The sequence below is a fragment of the Mesorhizobium sp. M0166 genome, assembly GCF_040322255.1.
Taxonomy (GTDB): Bacteria; Pseudomonadota; Alphaproteobacteria; order Rhizobiales; family Rhizobiaceae; genus Mesorhizobium.
In genome coordinates this window covers 350,845-370,891 of the sequence record NZ_JAMYTD010000001.1, presented here as the reverse complement: position 1 = coordinate 370,891, position 20,047 = coordinate 350,845, and the positions used below count along the sequence as shown (strand labels likewise).

General features: G+C 62.4%; 18 protein-coding genes. 5 read left to right on the top strand and 13 right to left on the bottom strand.

What is annotated here, in order from left to right; genetic code table 11:
* Positions 1-9 precede the first annotated feature (9 nt).
* The 4 genes from NKJ46_RS01820 to NKJ46_RS01805 are packed head-to-tail and all read right to left on the bottom strand — an operon-like array spanning position 10 to position 3,539.
* On the bottom strand, positions 10-930 hold the full coding sequence (locus NKJ46_RS01820) for an ABC transporter permease (RefSeq protein ID WP_352661080.1): 921 nt from the start codon (positions 928-930) through the stop codon (positions 10-12).
* A complete protein-coding gene (locus NKJ46_RS01815; RefSeq protein ID WP_352661341.1) occupies positions 927-1,793 on the bottom strand; it encodes an ABC transporter permease in 867 nt (288 codons plus the stop codon). Before NKJ46_RS01815 ends, NKJ46_RS01820 begins: the two co-directional genes overlap by 4 nt.
* 19 nt (positions 1,794-1,812) lie before the next feature.
* The gene (locus NKJ46_RS01810) at positions 1,813-2,415 is read right to left on the bottom strand and encodes an ANTAR domain-containing response regulator (RefSeq protein ID WP_352661077.1); all 603 of its coding nucleotides are present in this window, start codon (positions 2,413-2,415) and stop codon (positions 1,813-1,815) included.
* Entirely contained in the window at positions 2,412-3,539 is a 1,128-nt protein-coding gene (locus NKJ46_RS01805; RefSeq protein ID WP_352661074.1) for a transporter substrate-binding protein, read from the bottom strand. Before NKJ46_RS01805 ends, NKJ46_RS01810 begins: the two co-directional genes overlap by 4 nt.
* A gap of 520 nt (positions 3,540-4,059) precedes the next feature.
* On the opposite strand from NKJ46_RS01805, the gene NKJ46_RS01800 reads away from it, so the two are divergent.
* Positions 4,060-5,175 (top strand): hypothetical protein, encoded by a 1,116-nt coding sequence (locus NKJ46_RS01800; protein WP_352661071.1) that lies wholly within the window; start codon positions 4,060-4,062, stop codon positions 5,173-5,175.
* 47 nt (positions 5,176-5,222) lie between these two features.
* On the opposite strand, the gene nadE is transcribed toward NKJ46_RS01800, so the two are convergent.
* The 8 genes from nadE to NKJ46_RS01760 form a co-directional block, all read right to left on the bottom strand.
* Positions 5,223-6,230: an NAD(+) synthase gene (gene nadE / locus NKJ46_RS01795; protein ID WP_352661068.1), complete on the bottom strand. Its 1,008-nt coding sequence runs from the start codon at positions 6,228-6,230 to the stop codon at positions 5,223-5,225.
* On the bottom strand, positions 6,227-7,789 hold the full coding sequence (locus NKJ46_RS01790; RefSeq protein WP_352661066.1) for a class I adenylate-forming enzyme family protein: 1,563 nt from the start codon (positions 7,787-7,789) through the stop codon (positions 6,227-6,229). The genes nadE and NKJ46_RS01790 overlap by 4 nt, the downstream gene beginning before the upstream one ends.
* A 22-nt stretch (positions 7,790-7,811) precedes the next feature.
* Positions 7,812-8,075: an acyl carrier protein gene (locus tag NKJ46_RS01785; protein WP_352661338.1), complete on the bottom strand. Its 264-nt coding sequence runs from the start codon at positions 8,073-8,075 to the stop codon at positions 7,812-7,814.
* Between the two features lie 20 nt (positions 8,076-8,095).
* A complete protein-coding gene (gene asnB / locus NKJ46_RS01780) occupies positions 8,096-10,033 on the bottom strand; it encodes an asparagine synthase (glutamine-hydrolyzing) (RefSeq protein WP_352661064.1) in 1,938 nt (645 codons plus the stop codon).
* A 185-nt stretch (positions 10,034-10,218) separates the two neighbouring features.
* Positions 10,219-11,190: an NAD-dependent epimerase/dehydratase family protein gene (locus NKJ46_RS01775; RefSeq protein WP_352661061.1), complete on the bottom strand. Its 972-nt coding sequence runs from the start codon at positions 11,188-11,190 to the stop codon at positions 10,219-10,221.
* Between the two features lie 109 nt (positions 11,191-11,299).
* The gene (gene smc, locus NKJ46_RS01770) at positions 11,300-14,758 is read right to left on the bottom strand and encodes a chromosome segregation protein SMC (protein WP_352661058.1); all 3,459 of its coding nucleotides are present in this window, start codon (positions 14,756-14,758) and stop codon (positions 11,300-11,302) included.
* Positions 14,759-14,875: 117 nt separating this feature from the next.
* The gene (locus NKJ46_RS01765) at positions 14,876-15,604 is read right to left on the bottom strand and encodes a DsbA family protein (protein WP_352661056.1); all 729 of its coding nucleotides are present in this window, start codon (positions 15,602-15,604) and stop codon (positions 14,876-14,878) included.
* Positions 15,605-15,733: 129 nt separating this feature from the next.
* The gene (locus NKJ46_RS01760; protein WP_292657525.1) at positions 15,734-16,234 is read right to left on the bottom strand and encodes a DUF721 domain-containing protein; all 501 of its coding nucleotides are present in this window, start codon (positions 16,232-16,234) and stop codon (positions 15,734-15,736) included.
* A 49-nt stretch (positions 16,235-16,283) separates the two neighbouring features.
* On the opposite strand from NKJ46_RS01760, the gene mutY reads away from it, so the two are divergent.
* The 4 genes from mutY (at position 16,284) to vapC (ending at position 18,755) form a co-directional block, all read left to right on the top strand.
* Positions 16,284-17,396, top strand: coding sequence for an A/G-specific adenine glycosylase (mutY, locus tag NKJ46_RS01755; RefSeq protein WP_352661053.1), 1,113 nt, complete (start codon positions 16,284-16,286; stop codon positions 17,394-17,396).
* A gap of 11 nt (positions 17,397-17,407) precedes the next feature.
* Positions 17,408-18,019, top strand: a complete 612-nt coding sequence (locus tag NKJ46_RS01750) for an HAD family hydrolase (RefSeq protein ID WP_352661050.1) — start codon at positions 17,408-17,410, stop codon at positions 18,017-18,019.
* A 137-nt stretch (positions 18,020-18,156) separates the two neighbouring features.
* Positions 18,157-18,369, top strand: coding sequence for a type II toxin-antitoxin system VapB family antitoxin (locus NKJ46_RS01745; protein ID WP_352661048.1), 213 nt, complete (start codon positions 18,157-18,159; stop codon positions 18,367-18,369).
* Positions 18,366-18,755 carry a type II toxin-antitoxin system VapC family toxin gene (vapC, locus tag NKJ46_RS01740; RefSeq protein ID WP_352661045.1) on the top strand — a complete coding sequence of 130 codons (390 nt, stop codon included), beginning with the start codon at positions 18,366-18,368 and terminating at the stop codon, positions 18,753-18,755. Before NKJ46_RS01745 ends, vapC begins: the two co-directional genes overlap by 4 nt.
* Positions 18,756-18,861: 106 nt before the next feature.
* Here vapC and NKJ46_RS01735 read toward each other — a convergent pair whose 3' ends face one another.
* Positions 18,862-19,995 (bottom strand): site-specific DNA-methyltransferase, encoded by a 1,134-nt coding sequence (locus NKJ46_RS01735; protein WP_352463905.1) that lies wholly within the window; start codon positions 19,993-19,995, stop codon positions 18,862-18,864.
* Positions 19,996-20,047: the final 52 nt, after the last annotated feature.

Sequence of the window (20,047 nt, the reverse complement as noted above, 5' to 3'; positions counted from 1 at the left end):
TCTTGGTTTTCATCTGAGCTTGATGCGTGGATCGATGAAAGGTGCGACAGTGTCGGCCAGGAGATTGCCGAGCACGATGGCAAAGGCCGAAACCAGGGTGACCCCCATAATGATCGGAATGTCGATGCGCTGAATGGCCTGCCAGGCTAGCTGGCCGATGCCTGGCCAGCCGAACACGCTTTCGACAACCACGATGCCGCCCATGAAGATGCCGATGTCGATGCCGATCATGGCGATGACCGGCAGGATGGCGTTGGGCAGCGCGTGCCGGAAGATAATGGCGCTGCGTGCAAGACCCTTGGCACGCGCGGTACGCACGTAATCCTGGCGCAGCACGTCGATCATCGACGAGCGCATCATGCGGGCGTACCAGCCGGCGCCGAGAATTCCCATGGTCAGCGAGGGCAGCACCAGATGACGCCAGGTGCCGTAACCGCCGATCGGGAACCAGCCGAGCCGCACCGCGAACACATAAAGCAGCAGCAGGCCGACGACGAATTGCGGCGCCGAAACACTGACGAAGGAGGCGACCATCAGCGATTGGTCGGTGGCGGTGCCACGCTTGACGGCGGCGATGAGGCCCATCGTCAGCCCGATCACGACTTCGCAGGCAATGGCGCCGAGCATCAGCAGCAGGCTTGCCGGCAGCCGCGAGACGATAAGCTCCGTGACCTCCGAGCGCTGAATGTAGGAGCGCCCCAGATCGCCGCTGAGGAGGCTGGTCAGATAGTGCCAGTACTGGACGACGAAGGGCTGGTCGAGGCCGAGCTGCCGGCGGATGTTCTCGACCGTCTCGGGCGTGGCGCTGCGGCCGGCGATCTGGCGGACCGGATCGGCCGGCAGGAGGTAGAGCAGCGCAAAGGTGATCAGCGACACCCCGAGTAGGATGAGCACCGACTGGACAATGCGGCGGCCGAGATAGGCGATCATGCCCGCCCCCTTTGCGTCGGATCGAGGATGTCGCGCAGCGCATCGCCGACCAGGTTAAAGGCCAGCGCCAGCGCCAGGATCGCCGCACCGGGAAAGAAAACCAGCCAGGGCGCTGCCTGAAAATAGGTTTGGTTTTCGAAGATGATGTTGCCCCAGGAAGCAGTCGGCGGTTGCACCCCGATGCCGAGATAGCTGAGCGTCGCTTCCAGAAGCACCGTCGTCGAGATGCCGAGCGTGCCCCAGACGATGATCGTCGGCAAAAGGTGTGGCAGGATATGGCGAAACAGGATGCGTGGGGCGCTTGCGCCGATGGTGCGCTCGGCATCGATGAACTCGCGCTCGGAGAGCGAACTTGTCTCGGTGTAGATGACGCGGGCGGTCTGCACCCAGTTCACCAATGCGATCACCATGGCGACGATCCACAGGCTCGGCTGGAGCACCGCCGCTAGGCAGATTGCGAGCAGCAGCGCCGGGAAAGCCATCATCAAATCGGTGAAGCGCATAAGCGCGCTGCCGATCCAGCCGCGGAAATAGCCGGCGGTGATGCCGACCAGCGTGCCGATCAGAAGCGCCACGCCATTGGCGACGATGCCGATGATCAGCGACGTGCGCGCGCCGAAGAGAAGACGGGTCAGCAGGTCGCGGCCAAGCAGGTCGGTACCCAGCCAGAACTGGGCTCCCGGCGGCAGTGGCGCGCCTTCAAGCGTAAGCCCGTCAAACATCTGCTCATTCGGATCGTAGCCTGTCAGCCACGGTGCAAGAATGGCGCCGGCCAAGACAATGGCAATAATCCCGAGGCCGAGCAAAGCGAGAGGCCGTTTTAGCAGACGTCGCCAGACGCCGGCGCGAGGCTTGGCTGGCATACGCCCGGCGGCTGAAAGCTCACGCGCGACCGGATTGGTCATCGTCGCCTTCTTCTTGTGTCATCGCCACGATCCTGCGCGCGGCGTCCTCGACGCTGATTTGCCAGCTCATCGCCAGCGAGCGGAGCTGCGCATAGGCGCGGCCGTCCTCGGCGCCCTTCGATAAGACCTCCACGGCGCGTACGATGGTCTGGCGCTCCGCGACCCGCTGACGAAGCGAGGCAATCTCGCTGGCCAGAAGCTTGCGCGCCTCGAAACTCTGCCTTGCGATCAAAAGCGCGCTATAGACGCCGGCATTGCCGACCGGTTTCAGCAATTGGGCATCGGCCTTGTGCGACAGTGCCCATTCGACACGCCCCGGCGCCTCGGAGCCGATCAGCGCTATCAGCGGCATCGGTGCCTCGCCCGGTTTCCACGGAAATTGCTCGTCAAAGCCGAGGTCGACGTCGAAGAAGACGAAGTCCGCCGCCAAGGCTTCGGCCGGCAGTTCCGGCCAGAAGCCAATCGCCTCTAGGCCGATGGCCGACAATTGCCTTGTGATCGCCTGCACGGTCGGATGTGGACGATGCAGGACAAAAGCCCTGGCGCCTCCAAGGTTCGGGATACGCGCCATCTTGCTCACGACACTACCCGCAGGCGTGGCCGCCCGAACGTCTCCGTCCGGTCATAGCGGGAAAGGTAGGGATCGGGTGCCACGCCCTTCGTCAGCGTGACCGTTTTGAACGATGTTCCATCGATACGTCCGATCTGCACCGGCAAGGTAGTGTGCTGGGTTTGCGGGTCGATGGCGATGTCGCCCAGCGGCGTTCGAAATGATGTTTCGGCGAAGACCTTGGGAAGATCCATCCATTGCGCATCGGGGCTGCGGGTAAGGATCTCGGCGAGGGTGCGCACCGAGGCATAAGCCGCCGCCTCGAAGGATGAGGCAGGCATGACGGAAGACACTGAAGCCGCTCCGCGATCCACCTCCGAGATGTCGTGAAAATAGGGCCCAACGGACAGATGGCCATCGCCTGCCCCGTTGAGCGCCGGCAATTCGCATTCCGTGAGATTGCAGGACAGGATCGGGCAACGCTCCGGCCCGAAATGCGGGTCGCGCTGGCCAAGCTCGGCATAGGCAGCGATGAAGGCATAAGAAGAAGGGCCGATGAGATTGTTCAGAATGAAATCAGGTCTCGTCGCCTGTATCTCCGCGATCAGCCTCGCAACATCGACCTCGCCGAGCGGCAGATAGCGTTCGCCCAGCACCTTGCCGCCGGCGTCCGCAATCAGGTCGCGCGCCACGCGGTTGGTCTCCCAACCCCAGATGTAGTTGGAACCGAGCAGGAAGCCGTCGGCGCCGAAACGAGGCACGACATAGGCAAGCAGCGGTACGAGATGCTGATTGGGGCAGGCGTGCGTGTAGACGACATGTTCGTTGGCTTCGAAGCCCTCGTACGGGCAGGCGTACCACAGCGTGCCGCCTGCCCTTTCCAGGATTGGAATGACCTCCTTGCGGCTCCACGAGGTGATACAGCCAATGATGTGACGCGCGCCGCTGTTGGCGAGAATGTCTGCGCAGCCGCTTGCATAGCGATCGATATTACCCTGCGGGTCGCGCTCGACCGGGACGAATTCGAATGGGATAGCGGGATCGGCGTTGACGTCGGCGATGGCGTTCATCGCGCCCGCACGGCAGGATTCGGACACCAGCCGGTAGTTGCCGGACCGCGAATAGAGAATGCCGATCTCGATATGCCGTTTCAAGCAAAGCCTCAAAATGACAATGCCCCGCAGCCACCGCCGCAAGGCGAGGCATACGAGGCATTCTTGCCGCCCGGCGGCCAGAGCCGGTATTTGTCCTCACCGTATTACGCCCGCGCCCCCAGTCAAGAGCCGCCACGCGAAACTTTGGCCAGCCGAACCGGTTCGAGGTGGAGCACGCAACTCATGCCCGCAGGTTTGTATAAATTCCGCCAGGAACGAAATCGCTGATGTCCAGATATGGGGCCGGACAAACTCGTTTCGCTACCATTCAAAGCAACGACTTTAATATCGGTTTACCTGAATCTGCTAGCAGCAATGACGCCGGTTTTCGTCGGTCAAGCAAAGGGTCCACCTTGCCGCAGCAATTCAGCACTCCGTTCAGTCACCGGGGCGATCGCAACTGGTCGAGGTTGCACGGCTTCATAGGCGTCGAGTTGGAACTCGCGTCCGATATTCTCGTGCCTCGCGTCGCCTTGGTCCGGAAGCTCGGTGGACGGGACTTTGGTGGCGGGAGCTGGGCTTGAGCGTCATTCGCGCCTTGCAAGGCGCCGACCTCCCGGCAGTTGCGAACATGTTTCAGCGCGTGCTGTTGAAGGAGAGGACCGAAGCGCCGGCCTCTCTCGTGGAATACATGAAACGGTTTTATCTGGATGCGCCCGGTTGCGGAGACAACCTCCGGTCGCTTGTCCATGTCAACGACGCCGGTCGCGTCTCCGGATTTGTCGGCGTCCACGTCCTGCCGATGACGTTCAACGGCCGACAACTACGCGCGGCCATCTGTAGCTCGCTCATGGTCGAGGACCACGAGCACGACCCGCTGGCCGGCGCTCGCTTGCTGAAAGCTTACCTGGATGGTCCGCAGGACATCTCCTTCAGCGAGACGGCCAACGATATCTCCGTGAAATTGTGGACCCGGCTGCGCGGCGTGGTCCTGCCGCAATACAGCCTTGACTGGGTGCGCGTGATGCGCCCCGCGGCCTTCATGCTCAGCCTTTCCGCCAATCGCATGGCGCTTGCGCGAATGCTCAATCCGTTGGCGCGTACAGTTGACCGATTTTATTGCAGGAGGATGACGTCCAGCGAACGACGTTGGTCGGGTGTGGCGGTGGACGGGGCAGGCCACGGAGCATTTCATACATCCGAAATCGACAGCCACACATTTGCCAGGCTCATCGAACCGTTTACCGCTCAATTCGCCCTGCGCCCATATTGGACGAAAGGCCAACTCGACCACATCCTGACCGATGCGGCACAAAAGCCGGATCTGGGCGAGCTTGTCTACGTTTGTGTGACGTCGCCAGTCGGCACCAATATCGGCGCTTTCGCCTATTACGCACGGAAGTATGAAATTGGTCGCGTGCTGCAGATTTTCGCCCTCCCCGGCCAGGCGGGCCCGGTGATTGACTGCCTGATCGATCACGCCGCCGCGCGCGGCGTCAGCGGCCTGCGCGGACGCATTCAACCTGCACTTCTGGAGGCGATGCTTGGACGACGCATCGCTTTCCTGACCGTTGCCTCAACGGTGGTACATTCACGTGATCCAGAGCTTTTGGACGCCATGAAGAACTCGCAAGTCTTCCTGAACGGGCTTGCGGGCGAGCAGTGGAGCCGGCTGATCGGCAGCCGTTTCAGTTAAAGCCGGACGCATTCAAATCGAACCGTGCACACCGCTTCACCTGTCTATCAGGTACCGATTTCCTCTACGTCATCAATGAGTTGCGGACGCTGGTGCAGATAACGCGTCGCCTTGCGTTTGGCGACAATATCGGCCCAGACGCGTTCCACTTGTGTGGCGGCCAACCCCGCCGCCTGCCCCACTACCTCAGCCGCCACGCCGTTGTTGAGACCGTAAAGGCAAAGATCCATACGGTCATAGGGCAGCGAGAAGTAGAACTCCTCCTGGGTCTGCGCCAGCGAGTAGGTATCGGTGGTCGGAGGCCGGTTAAGGATTTCCTCCGGAACACCGAGATGGGCCGCCAGCGCATAGACCTGCGTTTTGTACAGGTGGGCGATCGGCTTGACGTCCGCGGCGCCGTCACCGTTCTTCACGAAGAAACCCTGATCATATTCCAGCCGGTTCGGCGTTCCAAGAACGGCGAAGTTCAGGCGATCGGCATGATAGTATTCAATCTGCTTGCGGGTGCGCTGCTTCATATTGGTAGCGGCGACGACGCCGAGATAGACAGGCAGCGGCATTCTCAGTTTCGTCTGCTTGCCTTCGGGATCCTGCACCACCAGGGACGAGATATTGTAGCCCCCGCCCTCAAGGGCGTTCGCGATCACGATCTTCGAGGCCCAGCCTTCGCCGTATTCCGGGACCAATTCGCGGATGAAGGCGTCGCGACGCTTGTAGCAGCCCATTGCGCGCAGGATCGGCCCGATATCCTCCGTCACAGCCTCGACACCGAAAGTTTCGGCGACGAGGCGGCCGAGCCGCAAACTTTCAGGATCGGAATCGCTTTCCGGCATGAACAGGCAAAGCACATTCTTGCGGCCGACGGCTCGTGCCGCCAACGCGACCGAGACGCTCGAATCAATCCCTCCCGAAAGACCGAGCACAAGGCCCCGCTTGCGAAGCCCGCGCAACTGCTGGCGCAGGGCCGTTACGATACGGTTCGTTTCGGTGGCCAGGTCGATCGCCAGAGCCTGCGCCAGAAAGGTCCGCGCATCATCGTTCGGGCGAACATTCATTGCGCGGCCTCCATGGTTTCTGCCGCAAGCCGACGGCTGACCTTGCCGGTATCGGTCTTCGGCAGCTCGCGGCGGAACTCGATGACCTTGGGGACCATGAAGTCCTCAAGGTGGCGTGCACAGTGGCGTATGATATCCTTTTCGCTAAGCGCCGGGTCGGACCGTACGATAACTGCGCCGATCGCATGCCCGAGCACGGGATCCGGCACACCGACAACCACCGCTTCCGCGATGCCCGGATGAGCGTGAAGCACGGCTTCCACTTCCTTGGGCGCCACCTTCTCTCCCCGCGACTTTATGATGTCGTCCTTGCGGCCGACGAAATAAAGAAAGCCTTCCTCATCGGCCCTGAACAGATCGCCGGTGTAGAGAACCTTCTCCCAAGGGTTCGGACCCGGGCGCAGGGCTCGTGCCGTCGCAGCTTCGTTTCGCCAATAACCCTGCATGACGTGCGGCCCGCGAATGACCAGCTCACCTGCTACGCCCGGCAGCACCCGTTGCCCCTCGTCGTCGACGACAAAGGCTTCGGTGTTCGGAATGGCTATTCCGACCGAGCCCGGCCGGCGGTCGAGCTCCTCTGGCGGCAGATAAGTGCAGCGCTTGCATTCCGTCAGGCCATACATCGAATAGAGCCTGACACTGGGGAAAAGGAACCGAAGGCGTTCTATGTGAGGCGGCGGCAAGGCAGCCGCCGTGTTGGAAATATACCGAAGGCTGGGCAGGAAGCCCGGCGCCAGGTCCCTCATCTGCAGGATCATCGCTGCCATCGTGGGCACGAGCGGAAGCCCGGTGACGCCTTCCTGGCGGATGCGCTCAAAGACCGCCTGGGGAAAAGCGAAGGACTTCTCGAGCACGAGCGTGGCGCCGAGCCTGACTGCCATCAGCAATTGGTAGAGGCCGTAGTCGAAAGCGAGGGGCAGAACATTCAAGATGATGTCGTCGGGCGAGTTGCGCAGGTAGGTGGTGATGGAGTCGGCCGCCGCGTCGCAATTGCGGTGCGTCATCATCACACCCTTGGGCCGGCCGGTCGAACCCGAGGTGTAGATCAACATCGCAAGATCGACGTCAACGCCGCGATGGTCGATCTCCCTGGCTTGGAACGTCAAGCAATCCGCCAGGGATGTGGCTCCTGCCGGGCATTGGTTATCGTCGGCAACGGTGGAAGCCACGAAGATGCCGGTCTTGCCGGAGGACGTTTTGCCGGAGGATCCGGACGCCTCGGCGACCACGGGCATCAATTTTGCCTGGGTGAGGATCGCAGCGGCGTCGCAATCGGCGATGATGTAGGCCAGCTTTTCGGCCTTGGTGGATGCGTTGATCGGACTGAAAGTCGCGCCTGCTTTAAGAACCGCGAAAATCGAAACCGCAGCCTCCCAGCAATTGTCCATGAAGATCAGCACCCGGTCGTCGCGCCTGATGCCATTCATGAAAAGGGCGGCGGCCAGGCGGCTCGAGAGATCGTCCAGCTCTTCGTAGCACAGCCTTTTGTGCTCGGTGATCAATGCCGTTTTGGCTGGATGGGCAGCGGCCTTCGCCGTCAGAAAATGTTCGATCCGCACGGACGCTCCTCGCCGATGGCGCCTAAGCTGCCAGCGCTTCTGCTTTTGCCTTGATGAAGGCTGAGATGCGGTCAATCGAATCCAGATTGGCCGGTACGATGTCGGGATCGACCATCGCTATGCCGAAATCATCCTCTATGAATGCCACTAGCTCCAACACGGCCGTCGAGTCGATGATGCCGTTCTCGATCAGTGATGCCGAGTCTGCAAGCTCGTAGGACGTGTCCCCGAACAGGAAGTTGTCGACGATAAAGGTTTTGACCTTGTCCTTGATTGCTACCATGATTTTTTCATTCCCTCGATTTCTCAGGCCGCTCGTGCTGCACCGACCTTTTCGCCGGTGAAAATCTTCTGCCACAGTTGCGTCGACAAAATGCCGACGAAAGCCGCATTGTCGCGGAATCCGGACGCTGGCTGCAAGCGGCATTTCTCGTGCAGGTTCGCCACCGCCTTGGCGTTGAATAGTCCTCCGGCGGCGATGCTCGCCTCGCTCAGTGAGTCGCGTACGTAGTCCAGTTCTCCCGCTCCAATGAAGGAGCGGGCTTCCGGCGCCCGGTAAGGCTGTTTGGTGCGCTCGCGGATGGCCGTCGGAAGCAGGTGCTTGGCAGCTTTGCGCAATGTGTGTTTTTCCACCAGTCCCTTCAGCTTCATCTCCGGCGGAAGTCTTGCCGCAAACTCCACCAAGCGATGGTCAAGGAAGGGGAACCGCCCCTCGATACCGTGCGCCATTGCCATGCGATCGCCCTGGCTGGAGAGGATGTAGCCCGGCAGGAGAAAGCGGGTTTCGAGATATTGCGCCTGATGCAGCGGATGCCACCGGGAAAACGCCTCAGGCAACCGGCTGGCCAGGTCCTCGGCTGCGTCATAGCCCTTCAATATCGCGCGCAGGTCACCGGAAAAGAACATCTTCGCCGCTGATGTGGTCTTGAACCGCGGCCGATGCGAGAACAGCGGATCGTCCAGGGCAGCGCTGCCGGTGCCGAAGAACGCAGCCAGGTACTCCACGGACTGCTGTTGCAGGCCCGGCAGATAGGGATAAAGCTTGCGGAACAGCTGTGGCCTGATGCGCGATGCTGGCTGTCGTGCGCAGAAACGGCGAACCCGCGCTTCCTTGAAGACATCATAGCCGGCAAAGACCTCGTCGGCGCCTTCGCCTGTCAGCACTACTTTCAAACCGGCCTGGCGAACGAGGCCGGACAGTTGATAGAGGGGCGCCGGGGCGGTGCGGATGATCGGCCGCTCGGTAAAGCGGACGACTTCGGGAAACACACCGGCGATATCGCCGGCACGGCAGGCTATGGTTCGATGACGCGTGCCAAGTGCTGACGCCATTTCGGTCTGGAAGGCGCTTTCGTCATGCTCGGCGCTGTCGAACGTCACGGAAAATGTCTGCAGCTTAAGAGGAGTCATGCCGGCCGCGAGTGCCGAAACGAGGGATGAATCGAGCCCGCCCGAAAGGTAAGAACCGACCGGCACGTCGGCGCGCATGCGAAGCCTCACCGCGTCGGTCAACAGGGCCTGCAGTTCCTCGGCCGCGTCGTCCTCATTGGTGATCTTCGATGGCGTATCCGGATACGGGTAGTCCAGGTGCCAGTATGGTTTGACTGTGACTTGCCCCGGTGTCGCGATCATCACGCTTGCCGGCTCCAGCTCGTGGATGTTGCGGAAAGCCGTGCGTGGAGCGATCGGCGCCCACAGGGTAAAGATCTGGTCGAGTGCAATCGGATCGATTTCGGCCGAGACGCCGGGTACCTTCAGCAGGGCTTTTATCTCCGACGCAAAGTAGAGCACCCCGTCCTTGCTGGTGTAGAACAGCGGCCGAACACCCATGCGGTCTCTTGCAAGCACCATCCGCCGTCGCCGGTTATCCCAAATCGCGAAGGCGAAATCACCGTTCAGGAGAGATAGGCAGTCTTCGCCCATCTCGTCATACAGCTGCAGGAGAACTTCGGTATCGCTCGACGTTCGGAAGCGTCGGCCCTTGGCCAGCAGCCCTTCGCGCAATTCGACGTAATTGAAAATCTCGCCGTTGAAGGCAATCGTCAAATTGCCGGTTTCGTCGGACATCGGCTGCTGGCCATCACCAATCCCGATCACCGACAGCCGCGCATGCCCAAGTCCAGCCTCGGGCGCTACGAATTTCCCTTGTTCATCCGGCCCGCGATGGGCGATCGCAGACGTCATGCGCGCAAGCAAAGCTTCCGCATCCCGGACTGAACCGAAATAGCCCCCGAATCCGCACATCCACACAGCTCATACTGAACAGCAAGCCACGAAACATAGCGGTCATAAGCGCCTCAAAGGTTAATCGGATACCTTTCAGCAAGCATATGGTTAACAGGATGTTAGGATAAAATGATGCTTTTGCGGACCGACTTGCGCCCCACTCCAGGTGTCACGCATGAAGACGCCACGGCGAGCGGTGCAAATTACTGTTTCGAGTACGGCCGGTACCAGTCAACAAACTTCTTCAGCCCGTCCTCTATCGAAACGCTAGGCCTGAAGCCGAAATCCCGCTCCAGCGCGGTCATGTCGGCGTAAGTCTTCTCGACGTCGCTCGCCTGCATCGGCTCGTTGTGGCGGATTGCCTTGACCTCGAGCAGCCTTTCCAGAATGTCGATGAAGTCGCCCAGCCGCACCGGCCGGTTGTTGCCGACATTGTAGAGCCTGTTCGGCGGAATGTCAGCCGCCGGCGGCTTGTCGAGCACGGCGACAATCGCCTTCACAACATCGTCTATGTAGGTGAAATCGCGCCACATTTCGCCATTGTTGAAGACCCGGATCGGCTTGCCCTCGAGCATCGCCTGGGTGAACATCCAATAGGCCATGTCGGGACGGCCCCAGGGACCGTAGACCGTGAAAAAACGCAGGCCGGTCTGCGGGATGCCGAACAGATGGGCGTAGGTGTGGCTCATCAACTCATCGGTTTTCTTGGTGGCAGCGTAAAGCGAAACGGGCTTGTCGACCTGATCGGCTTCGCTGAATGGCACGCTGCGGTTGCCGCCATACACCGAGCTCGACGAGGCATAGACCAGATGCTCGAATGCCGGTTCGGCGCGACAGAATTCGAGCACTTCGAGGTGGCCCATGACATTGGAGCGGATATAGAGCCGCGGATTGTCGAGTGAGTGGCGCACGCCCGCCTGCGCGGCAAGGTGCACGATGCTGACGATGCCCTGCCCGGCCAAAGCGGCCGCAAGCGCGCCCTGTTCGGCAATATCGATCTGGTGGAACGAAAAATCCTTATGGGGCACAAGCCCGGCAAGCCGCCCCTTTTTGAGCGCCAGGTCGTAATAGTCGTTCATGTTGTCGACGCCGACGACCGCTTCTCCCCGGTCGAGCAGATGGTGGCAAACGTAACTGCCAATGAACCCCGCGGCTCCGGTGACAAGTATAGGCAACAAGCTTCTCCACGCGCATAGCCGGGCCGGTATCTGGAGCGGCAGATCCGGCCCATTTCGTCGTGCTATAGTCGAAAGCCGAGGTGGAGACCACCATTAAGCTGATGCGTCAGCTTGCCTCGCGCATGGCTTCGGCCTCCTGCAGGTCGACCGACACCAGTTGGCTGACGCCTTGCTCGGCCATGGTCACCCCGAACAGCCGGTCCATGCGCGCCATGGTGATCGGGTTGTGTGTGATGATGACGAAGCGTGTCTCGGTGGTTGCGGCCATTTCGTCCATCAGATTGCAGAAACGCTCGACATTGTGGTCGTCGAGCGGCGCGTCGACTTCGTCGAGCACGCAGATCGGCGCCGGGTTGGTCAGGAACACGGCGAAGATCAGCGACATCGCGGTCAATGCCTGCTCGCCGCCGGACAGCAACGTCATCGTCTGCGGCTTCTTGCCGGGCGGTCGCGCCAGGATCTCGAGCCCCGCTTCGAGCGGATCGTCGGACTCGATCAATTGCAGCTCGGCGGTGCCGCCGCCGAACAGGTGCGAAAACAGCCGTTGAAAATGGCCGTTGACCACCTCGAAGGCAGCGAGCAGCCGCTCGCGGCCTTCACGGTTCAGGCTGTGGATCGCCTGCCGCAGCTTGCGGATCGCCTCGATAATGTCGTCGCGCTCGGAGACGATGGTCTCCAGCCGGTCCGACAGTTCCTTCTGCTCTTCCTCGGCGCGCAGATTGACGGCGCCCAGCCGTTCGCGTTCGACCTTCAGTCGGTCGAGCTGACGCTCGATCTCGGCCATTTCGGGCATCGGGCTGTCGGGTTCGAGGCCGGTGTGGCGGATCACCAGATGCGGCGGCGTGTTCAGCGTTTCCTGGATGCGCGCCTCGACTTCCAGCCGACGCTCGTCGGCGGCGGTCAGCCGCTCTTCGGCGCGAACGCGGGATTCGCGCGCCTCAGCCAGCGACTGGATGGCAGCAGTCGCAGCCTTGTCCAGCTCGGACTGCCGGTTCTCCGCTTCCTGCAAGCGGTCGCCTGCTGCCTTGCGCAGGCTTTCGGCCTCGGCGAGCTGCGAGAGCAAGGCGCGCCGCTTGGCGTCGATCTCGTCGGGGGCGTCGGCCAGTTGCTCGCGCTCGGCCTCGGCCTCGGCCTTGCGTTCGCCGAGCGCCGCGATCTGCGTCAAGGCATTTTCGGCGCGCGCCACCCAGTTGCGCCGTTCCGCGCCGATGGCGTCGAGCCGGCGCACCCGTGCCTCGGCTTCCCGCCTCAGGCCCTCGTGAACGGCACGCGCATCGGCAAGGGCGGCGCGGTCGCGGGCGACGTTGGCCGCCGACTGCTCAAGCTGCAATTGCAGATCGCCGAGATCGGGCGCGTCTTGCAGCAGCATTTCCGCCTCGACGAATGCCGCCGCCGTCTCCTCATGGCTGTCGACAATGCGTGCGCGCGCCTCGTCAAGGGCGGCACGCCGGCTCGACAGTTCGCCACCGGCTTTTTCGGCCTCGGCCAGCGTATTGCGGGCAGCGTCCAGCCCGTGCTGGGCGTCGCGCCCGGCCTGCCGGGTGTTGCGTTCAGCCTCGCTCGCCTGGGCAAGCGCCTGTTCGGCCTGGGCAAGGGCTTGTTCAGCTTCGCGCAGGATGCGCGTGGCATGGACTGCTTCGGCATCGAGCTCGGCCAGCCGGTTTTTCTGCGCCAGCCGCTGCGCGGCGGCGGTCGGGGCATCGGCGCTGGCGGTGAAGCCGTCCCAACGCCACAGCGCGCCTTCGCGGCTGACCAATCGTTGACCGGGAGCAAGCAGCGTCTGCAGCCGTCTTCCGTCGGCGGCTTCGACAATGCCGATCTGGGCCAGCCTGCGGGCCAGCTGTGCCGGCGCGCGCACAACGCTGGCGAGGCTCCTTATGCCTTCGGGCAATGCGGCGTCGGCGGGCTGGATTTCGCTCTGGCCCCAATGCACCGGCGCACTGCGGTCGAGCGGCACGTCGAGATCTTCGCCAAGCGCGGCACCCAGCGCCGTCTCGTAGCCGCGCTCGACGCTGATCTGCTCCAGCACCGAGGGAAATAGATCGCCGCTGGCGGCGTTGAGGATCTTGGCCAGCGTGCGGGCCTCGGTTTCGATCCGCGCCAGCTCGGCCTTTGCGTCCTGAACCGGTGGGCGGGCAGCACCTTCGCCTGCACGCGCCTCGGCAACCGTCTGTTCGGCGGCAATGGCGGCTGCCTCGGCCTCTTCGAGCAGTGCCAGCGCCTGATCGACCAGCAGCCGCTTCTCGGCGGGATCGGGCAGGCCGGCGACCCTGGAGACGATCTCCGACAGTTCGCGGTCGACATCGGCAAGCTGGCGGGCAAAGCGGTCGCGGCGCTCAGCGGTGTCGCGCAGCGTCCGTTCGATCTGGTTGCGCGAGGCGGCGGCCTCCGCCCGTTCGGCGGTCAACGCGGCGAGCCTGGCCTCGCTCGAGACAAGCGTCGATGCCGCCTGCTCGAAAGCCGCGCGGGTGCTGGCCTCGCGCTCGGCGGCGCCGGCGTTTTCGGCGTTGAGCGCGGCTTCTTCGGCGGCGAGACGTTCGAGGATATCCGCATTGTCGCGGACCATGCGCTCCTCGCGGGCAAGGTCGCCATCAAGCTGTTGCAGTCGGCGGTCGAGCTCAGCCTGGCGGGCGCGGATGCGGCCTGCCTCTTCCTCGATCTGCGCCTTGGCGATCGACAGACGTTGGAAGGCGGCGGCGGCGGCGGCTTCCGCATCGCGCAGGTCCGGCAGCCGGTGGGCGTTGATGCCTTGTTCCCTCGCAGCAGCCATCTGGGCGGCAGCGCGGTCGCCGACCAGCGCGGTGGCAATCGCCAGCGCCGAACGCGCTTCGCCTTCCTGCGTCTTGGCCAGCGTCCAGCGCAGATGCAGCAGCGTCGCTTCGGCCTTGCGGATGTCGGCCGACAGATTCTTGAAGCGCGCGGCCTGGCGGGCCTGGCGTTTCAGGCTTTCGATCTGGCTTTCCAGCTCGCCGACGACGTCGTCCAGCCGTTCGAGGTTCTGTTCGGCTGCCTTCAGCCGCAGCTCGGCTTCGTGGCGGCGCGTGTGCAGGCCGGAAATTCCGGCCGCCTCTTCCAGCAGCGCGCGGCGCGCCTGCGGCTTTGCCTGGATCAGCTCGCCGATGCGGCCCTGGCCGACCATCGAGGGCGAGCGGGCGCCGGTCGACTGGTCGGCGAACAGCAGCTGAACGTCCTTGGCGCGAGCCTCCTTGCCGTTGATGCGGTAGAGCGAGCCCGCCTCACGCTCGATGCGGCGCGAGACCTGCAACTCATCGGCGTCGTTGAAGGCAGACGGCGCAGTGCGGTCGCTATTGTCAAGGAAGAGCGTGACTTCGGCGGTGTTGCGGGCCGGACGCGTTCCCGAGCCGGAAAAGATGACGTCGTCCATGCCGGACGCGCGCATGTTCTTGTAGGAGCTTTCGCCCATGACCCAGCGCAGCGCCTCGACCAGGTTCGACTTGCCGCAGCCGTTCGGCCCGACGATGCCGGTCAGGCCGCGTTCGATGACGAACTCGCCGGGTTCGACGAAGGATTTGAAGCCGAGCAGGCGAAGGCGCGAGAACTTCATTCGCGCCGGCCCATAGCCAAGTTTCGCAAAACTGTGCCGCGTTTTTGCAACGAGAACCCGCGGCAACACAAAGAAGTGCGCACGCCGAAGCGACGCCGCTTCGGCGCTGCCGATACGTCAGAGCAGAGGGTCGATGATGGCCGACATTTCCGCAATCGACATCGCCCCTTTGTAGGTCTTTCCGTTGATGAAAAAGGTCGGTGTGGAATCGACCTTGAATTCGTCGGCGCCGCGCTTCTGGACAGATCTCACATCGTCCAGAAGTTTCTGGTCCGTCAAGCAGGCCTCGAAGGACTCCTGTGTAAAACCGGCAAGCTTGGCGATTTGCAGCAGTGCGTCCTTGGTATTGTTCACACCAACCCAGTTCGCCTGCTGCCTAAACAGCACGTCGACCATCGGGAAATAGTTGTCCTTGGAGCAGCGCGCCAGCATGAAACCGGCCTCGGCGCTGGGATCGAATGGAAACTCGCGCAGTATGTAACGGGCCTTGCCGGTGTCGATATATTTCGTCTTCAGCTCCGGGAATGTGGTTTCGGCGAAATGCGCGCAATGCGGGCAGGTCATCGATGCATATTCGACGATGGTGACCTTTGCGTCGTCCTTGCCAAGCTGCATGTCGGGCAGCGCGCCGGGCTTCAACAAGGCTGCCATATCCACCGTGCCCTGAGCTTCAGGCGCTGTGGCGGCGGCCGGAGCGGCGGCCGGCTTCGCAGGTTCCGGAGCCGCAGGCTTCACATCCTGCGCCTCGGCTTTCTCGCCCGAGTCGCTGCAGGCGGCAAGCAGCGCCACCGCTGGTATTGCGGCCAGCGAAGTCAAAAGGTTTCTGCGGGACAAGGAACGGATCATACGAATCACCTGGCAATAGTTGGATTTTGCAATGCAAAGGCTACAAAAAGCGAGAGTTGGCGCGAATTAAGGCATTACCGCGCCTATTCCAATCGCCAAATCCGGGCATACCATCACGATAGCGCGAGATCACGGCTTCTTTTGACCGAGAATGGTGGCGCCAAGCCGCTCCAGCGAGGCGCGCAGCCCGCCGTCCTCGATCAAACCGACGGTGCCCGACAGCTTCGCTTTCTCGGCCGCAGTCAATGGCCGCAAACTGGGTTTCGGCTTTTCCTTGCCCGCCATTACCGGCTTCTGCACGATCCTGATCCGGCCGATCGCATTGAAACCGAGGAAGGCATTGACCCGGTTGATGATCTCGCCGGTCTCGTGCTGCAGATGCAGTGCCGCTACACCCTCGCAGGCAATCACCAGCACCGCCGGCTCGAACGGATCGTCCTCGTGCATGCGGCGCGGCCACTGAATCTTTTCCGGGCGCGAGCGGCCGGCAAGCCGCGGCCCGGCAATTTCTTCCCATGACTGGACCAACCCGATCGACATGCCGGCCCGCTTGCGCAGCACTGGGTCGAGTATCTCGGTTGCGAGATCGCTCACCGGAACGGGATTGCCGAAGGGCCTTTTCCCTGCCATGTGCGTTCTCCAGCTTCAGCACCAATGGATTAGGGCCGACCCTCGATCAATGGCACTGCACGACCAGACCCGCAAGGCCGTATCCGGAGACAATGGCGAGATCGCATCCCGGCTGCTTGGCTGGTACGACGCGCATCACCGCGACCTGCCCTGGCGCGTTTCGCCGCACGCGCTGGCGGGCGGGGCGCGGCCCGATCCCTATCTGGTCTGGCTTTCCGAGGTGATGCTGCAGCAAACCACGGTCGAGGCGGTAAAATCCTATTTCCGGGCGTTCGTAGAGAAATGGCCAACTGTCCAGGCGCTGGCGGCGGCACCGACCGAAGACGTCATGAAGGCCTGGGCCGGGCTCGGCTATTATTCCCGCGCCCGTAATCTCAAAGCCTGTGCCGATCTCGTCGCGCGGCAAGGCGGCCGCTTCCCGGACAGCGAGTCCGGCTTGAAGGAACTGCCCGGCATCGGCGCCTATACGGCGGCGGCGATCGCGGCGATCGCCTTCGACCGACCAGCCGCGGTCGTCGACGGTAATGTCGAACGGGTCGTCTCACGGCTGTTTTCGATCGCCACGCCGCTGGGCGAAGCCAAGGGCGAGATACGCGGCCAGGTCGAACGCATGGTTCCCCCGACAAGGCCCGGCGATTTCGCGCAGGCGATGATGGACCTGGGCGCGACGATCTGCACGCCGCGCCGGCCCCGCTGCATGCTCTGCCCCGTTCGCGAGGACTGCAGCGCCACAATCTCGGGCGATCCCGAACGCTTTCCGGTCCGCCTGCCCAAGGCCGAAAGGCCCTTACGCCGCGGTGCCGCCTTCGTTGCCGTCAGGGGCGACGGCGCCGTGCTTTTGCGAAAGCGCGTCGAAAAGGGCCTCCTCGGCGGCATGACTGAGGTGCCGACGACCGGCTGGACGTCGCGCATCGACGGCGCCACCACGGAAGCGGCAGCCCCCTTCCCCGGCAACTGGCGGCAGGCCGGACGCATCGGCCATGTCTTTACTCATTTTGCGCTTGAACTCGACGTGTTCAAGGCGGAGACCGACAGTGCCGCCCCGGCCGGGCATTTCTGGTCGCCGGCCCATGAAATTTCCGGGGAAGCGCTGCCGAGCGTCATGAAAAAGGTAATCGAAGCGGCGATACCGGGCGCGACGAAAAAGCAGCGCCCGCGTTGAAAGAGAGAAGAATGACTGAAATCCGCCACATCGTTTTCGACATCGGCAAAGTACTGATCCACTATGATCCGAACCTGCCCTTCAGCCGCTTGATCCCCGATCCCGACGAACGGAAATGGTTCTTCGACAATGTCTGCACGCATGATTGGAACATCGAGCAGGACCGCGGCCGCAGTTGGGAAGAGGCCGAAGCGCTGGCGATCGCGCAGTATCCCGAGCACGCCGAAAACATCCGCAATTTCCGCCGGCACTGGCACGAGATGGTGCCTCACGCCTATGAGGACAGCGTCGCCATCATGATCGGCCTGATCGACAGCGGCCATGACGTGACGATGCTCACCAATTTCGCTGCGGATACGCTCGCCGAAGCCCGCGAGCGCTTCGATTTCCTCAATCGGCCGCGCGGCGTCACCGTTTCCGGCGACATCCGCCAGATCAAGCCGGACCGCGCCATCTATGATCACCACGTTGCCGCGTTCGGCCTCGAACCGTCAGCCACGCTGTTCATCGACGACAGCCAGAAGAACGTCGACGGCGCCAAGGCGGCCGGCTGGCAATCGGTGCTGTTCACCGATGCAAAGACGCTCAGGGCGGACCTTCAGCGTCTGGGGATCAGAGCCTGATTTGAATCACTTCGACAGGCTCACTGGATAACCTGCTTCAACGCGACGGATTGCAATAGAATCCGTTCCCAGACCGGCTTGTTGGGCGGGAGCAGAATGTGTATATTTAATCAAATTCGTACACATTGAGCATCGCCATGCGAACCAACATAGAACTCGACGACAAACTGATCGCAGAGGCCATGGCCGCCTCCGGTCTCAAGACCAAGAAAGCCACCATTGAGGCGGCCTTGCGCACTCTGGTGCGCAGGCATCGGCAGGAGATGGCTATCGCCACCCTTGCTGGCGCCGGCTGGTACGGCGATCTTGACGCCATGCGGGAAGGTCGTTCGCCCGATCAGCATCGATGATCGTCGTCGACAGTTCCGTCTGGATCGCTCATCTGCGCAATACGGACAGCGTCTCGGTCGGTAAGCTCCGGCATCTCGATGACACTCAGGAGATTTTGGTCGGAGATTTGATCTTGCTGGAAGTGCTACAAGGCGCGCGCGACGAACCGCATGCCCAACTGATTGAGCGGAACCTTCGACAGTTCGCTGTTGTGCCGATGCTGAATCCGGCGACGGCAGTCGAAGCTGCCCGGAACTACCGCATGCTCCGGCAGCGCGGCATCACCATCCGCAAGACAATCGATATGATCATCGGCACATTCTGCATCCAGGGCGGATACGCGCTGTTGCATGATGACCGAGACTTCGACCCGATGGTTGATCATCTCGGCCTGCAACTCGCTTGATCGTAAGTTCCGACCGGCGGCCTGCCGACAGGGCGTCATTCGTCCGGTCGCGCCGTCCTGCTTCCGTCCGCAACGATGTGCAACGAGATCGCCAGAGCGGTTTTTGTCAGGCCCCGGCCCGCTCCATGCCTAGCCGAGCAATGCGGCGAAGCTCGTCGATCGGGGTCAGGCCGCCGCTGCGCTCATAATGCCAGAAAGTCCATCCGTTGCAGGCGTCCAGCCCCTGCACTTGTGCGCCGATCTTGTGGATCGACCCGGCACTGTCGCCGATCGCTAGCGTGCCGTCGGCGCGCACTTTTGCCGCCCAGCGCTTCTTGGCGTCGTAGAGCGTGGCGCCGGGCGCGACCAGGCCATTGTCGAGAAGCGTGACGAAGGCGACGCGCGGCTCGGCGCGCTTACCGGTCAGTACCGTCAAATTGGCGCCTTCCAGCGGCCGGACCGCATCGATACGTTCCATGGCGGCATCGATATAGGTTTGTTCGCGCTCGATGCCGACGAAGTGGCGGCCAAGCCGCTTGGCCACAGCCCCAGTGGTGCCTGAACCGAAGAAGGGGTCGAGCACGATGTCGCCCGGCCTGGTCGATGCCGTCATGACGCGGGCAAGCAACGCTTCCGGCTTCTGCGTCGGATGCAATTTGTCACCATTGTCGTTCTTCAGGCGCTCGCCGCCGGTGCAGATCGGAAACAGCCAGTCCGAGCGCATCTGGACGTCGTCATTCGACGCCTTCAGCGCCTCGTAGTTGAATGTGTAACCCTTGCCCTTTTGGTCGCGCGATGCCCAGATCATCGTCTCATGCGCGTTCTGGAAACGGCGGCCACGGAAATTGGGCATTGGATTGGTCTTGCGCCAGACGACGTCGTTGAGGATCCAGAAGCCCAGGTCCTGCATCTTGGCGCCGACCCTGAAAATATTGTGGTAGGAGCCGATAACCCAGATCGTGCCGTTGGGCTTCAACACGCGGCGCGCCGCCAGCAGCCAGGCGCGGGTGAAGGCGTCATAGGCCTCAAAACTGTCGAACTGGTCCCAATGGTCATCGACGGCGTCGACCTTGGATTGGTCGGGCCGGTGCAGATCGCCATCGAGCTGCAGATTGTAGGGCGGATCGGCGAAGATCACGTCGATCGACTTTTCCGGCAGCCGTTCGAGCGCGGCGACACAGTCGCCCTTCAGGATCGTATCCAGCCACTCGGATTGCTGGGGAGCATCGGAAAGCTCGTCGAGAAGACGCACGGCAGACATTGTGACACCCAAGGCACGCGTTACTGTTTACTCTCCGTTATGGTTACCGATC

Bases quoted from the DNA above. Each gene is read 5' to 3' on its own strand.
- nadE (WP_352661068.1), bottom strand. From the start codon at position 6,230: ATGAATGTTCGCCCGAACGATGATGCGCGGACCTTTCTGGCGCAGGCT.
- smc (WP_352661058.1), bottom strand. From the start codon at position 14,758: ATGAAGTTCTCGCGCCTTCGCCTGCTCGGCTTCAAATCCTTCGTCGAA.
- asnB (WP_352661064.1), bottom strand. From the start codon at position 10,033: ATGTGCGGATTCGGGGGCTATTTCGGTTCAGTCCGGGATGCGGAAGCT.
- NKJ46_RS01750 (WP_352661050.1), top strand. From the start codon at position 17,408: ATGACTGAAATCCGCCACATCGTTTTCGACATCGGCAAAGTACTGATC.
- vapC (WP_352661045.1), top strand. From the start codon at position 18,366: ATGATCGTCGTCGACAGTTCCGTCTGGATCGCTCATCTGCGCAATACG.
- NKJ46_RS01760 (WP_292657525.1), bottom strand. From the start codon at position 16,234: ATGGCAGGGAAAAGGCCCTTCGGCAATCCCGTTCCGGTGAGCGATCTC.
- NKJ46_RS01815 (WP_352661341.1), bottom strand. From the start codon at position 1,793: ATGCCAGCCAAGCCTCGCGCCGGCGTCTGGCGACGTCTGCTAAAACGG.
- NKJ46_RS01745 (WP_352661048.1), top strand. From the start codon at position 18,157: ATGCGAACCAACATAGAACTCGACGACAAACTGATCGCAGAGGCCATG.
- mutY (WP_352661053.1), top strand. From the start codon at position 16,284: ATGGCACTGCACGACCAGACCCGCAAGGCCGTATCCGGAGACAATGGC.
- NKJ46_RS01820 (WP_352661080.1), bottom strand. From the start codon at position 930: ATGATCGCCTATCTCGGCCGCCGCATTGTCCAGTCGGTGCTCATCCTA.
- NKJ46_RS01735 (WP_352463905.1), bottom strand. From the start codon at position 19,995: ATGTCTGCCGTGCGTCTTCTCGACGAGCTTTCCGATGCTCCCCAGCAA.
- NKJ46_RS01765 (WP_352661056.1), bottom strand. From the start codon at position 15,604: ATGATCCGTTCCTTGTCCCGCAGAAACCTTTTGACTTCGCTGGCCGCA.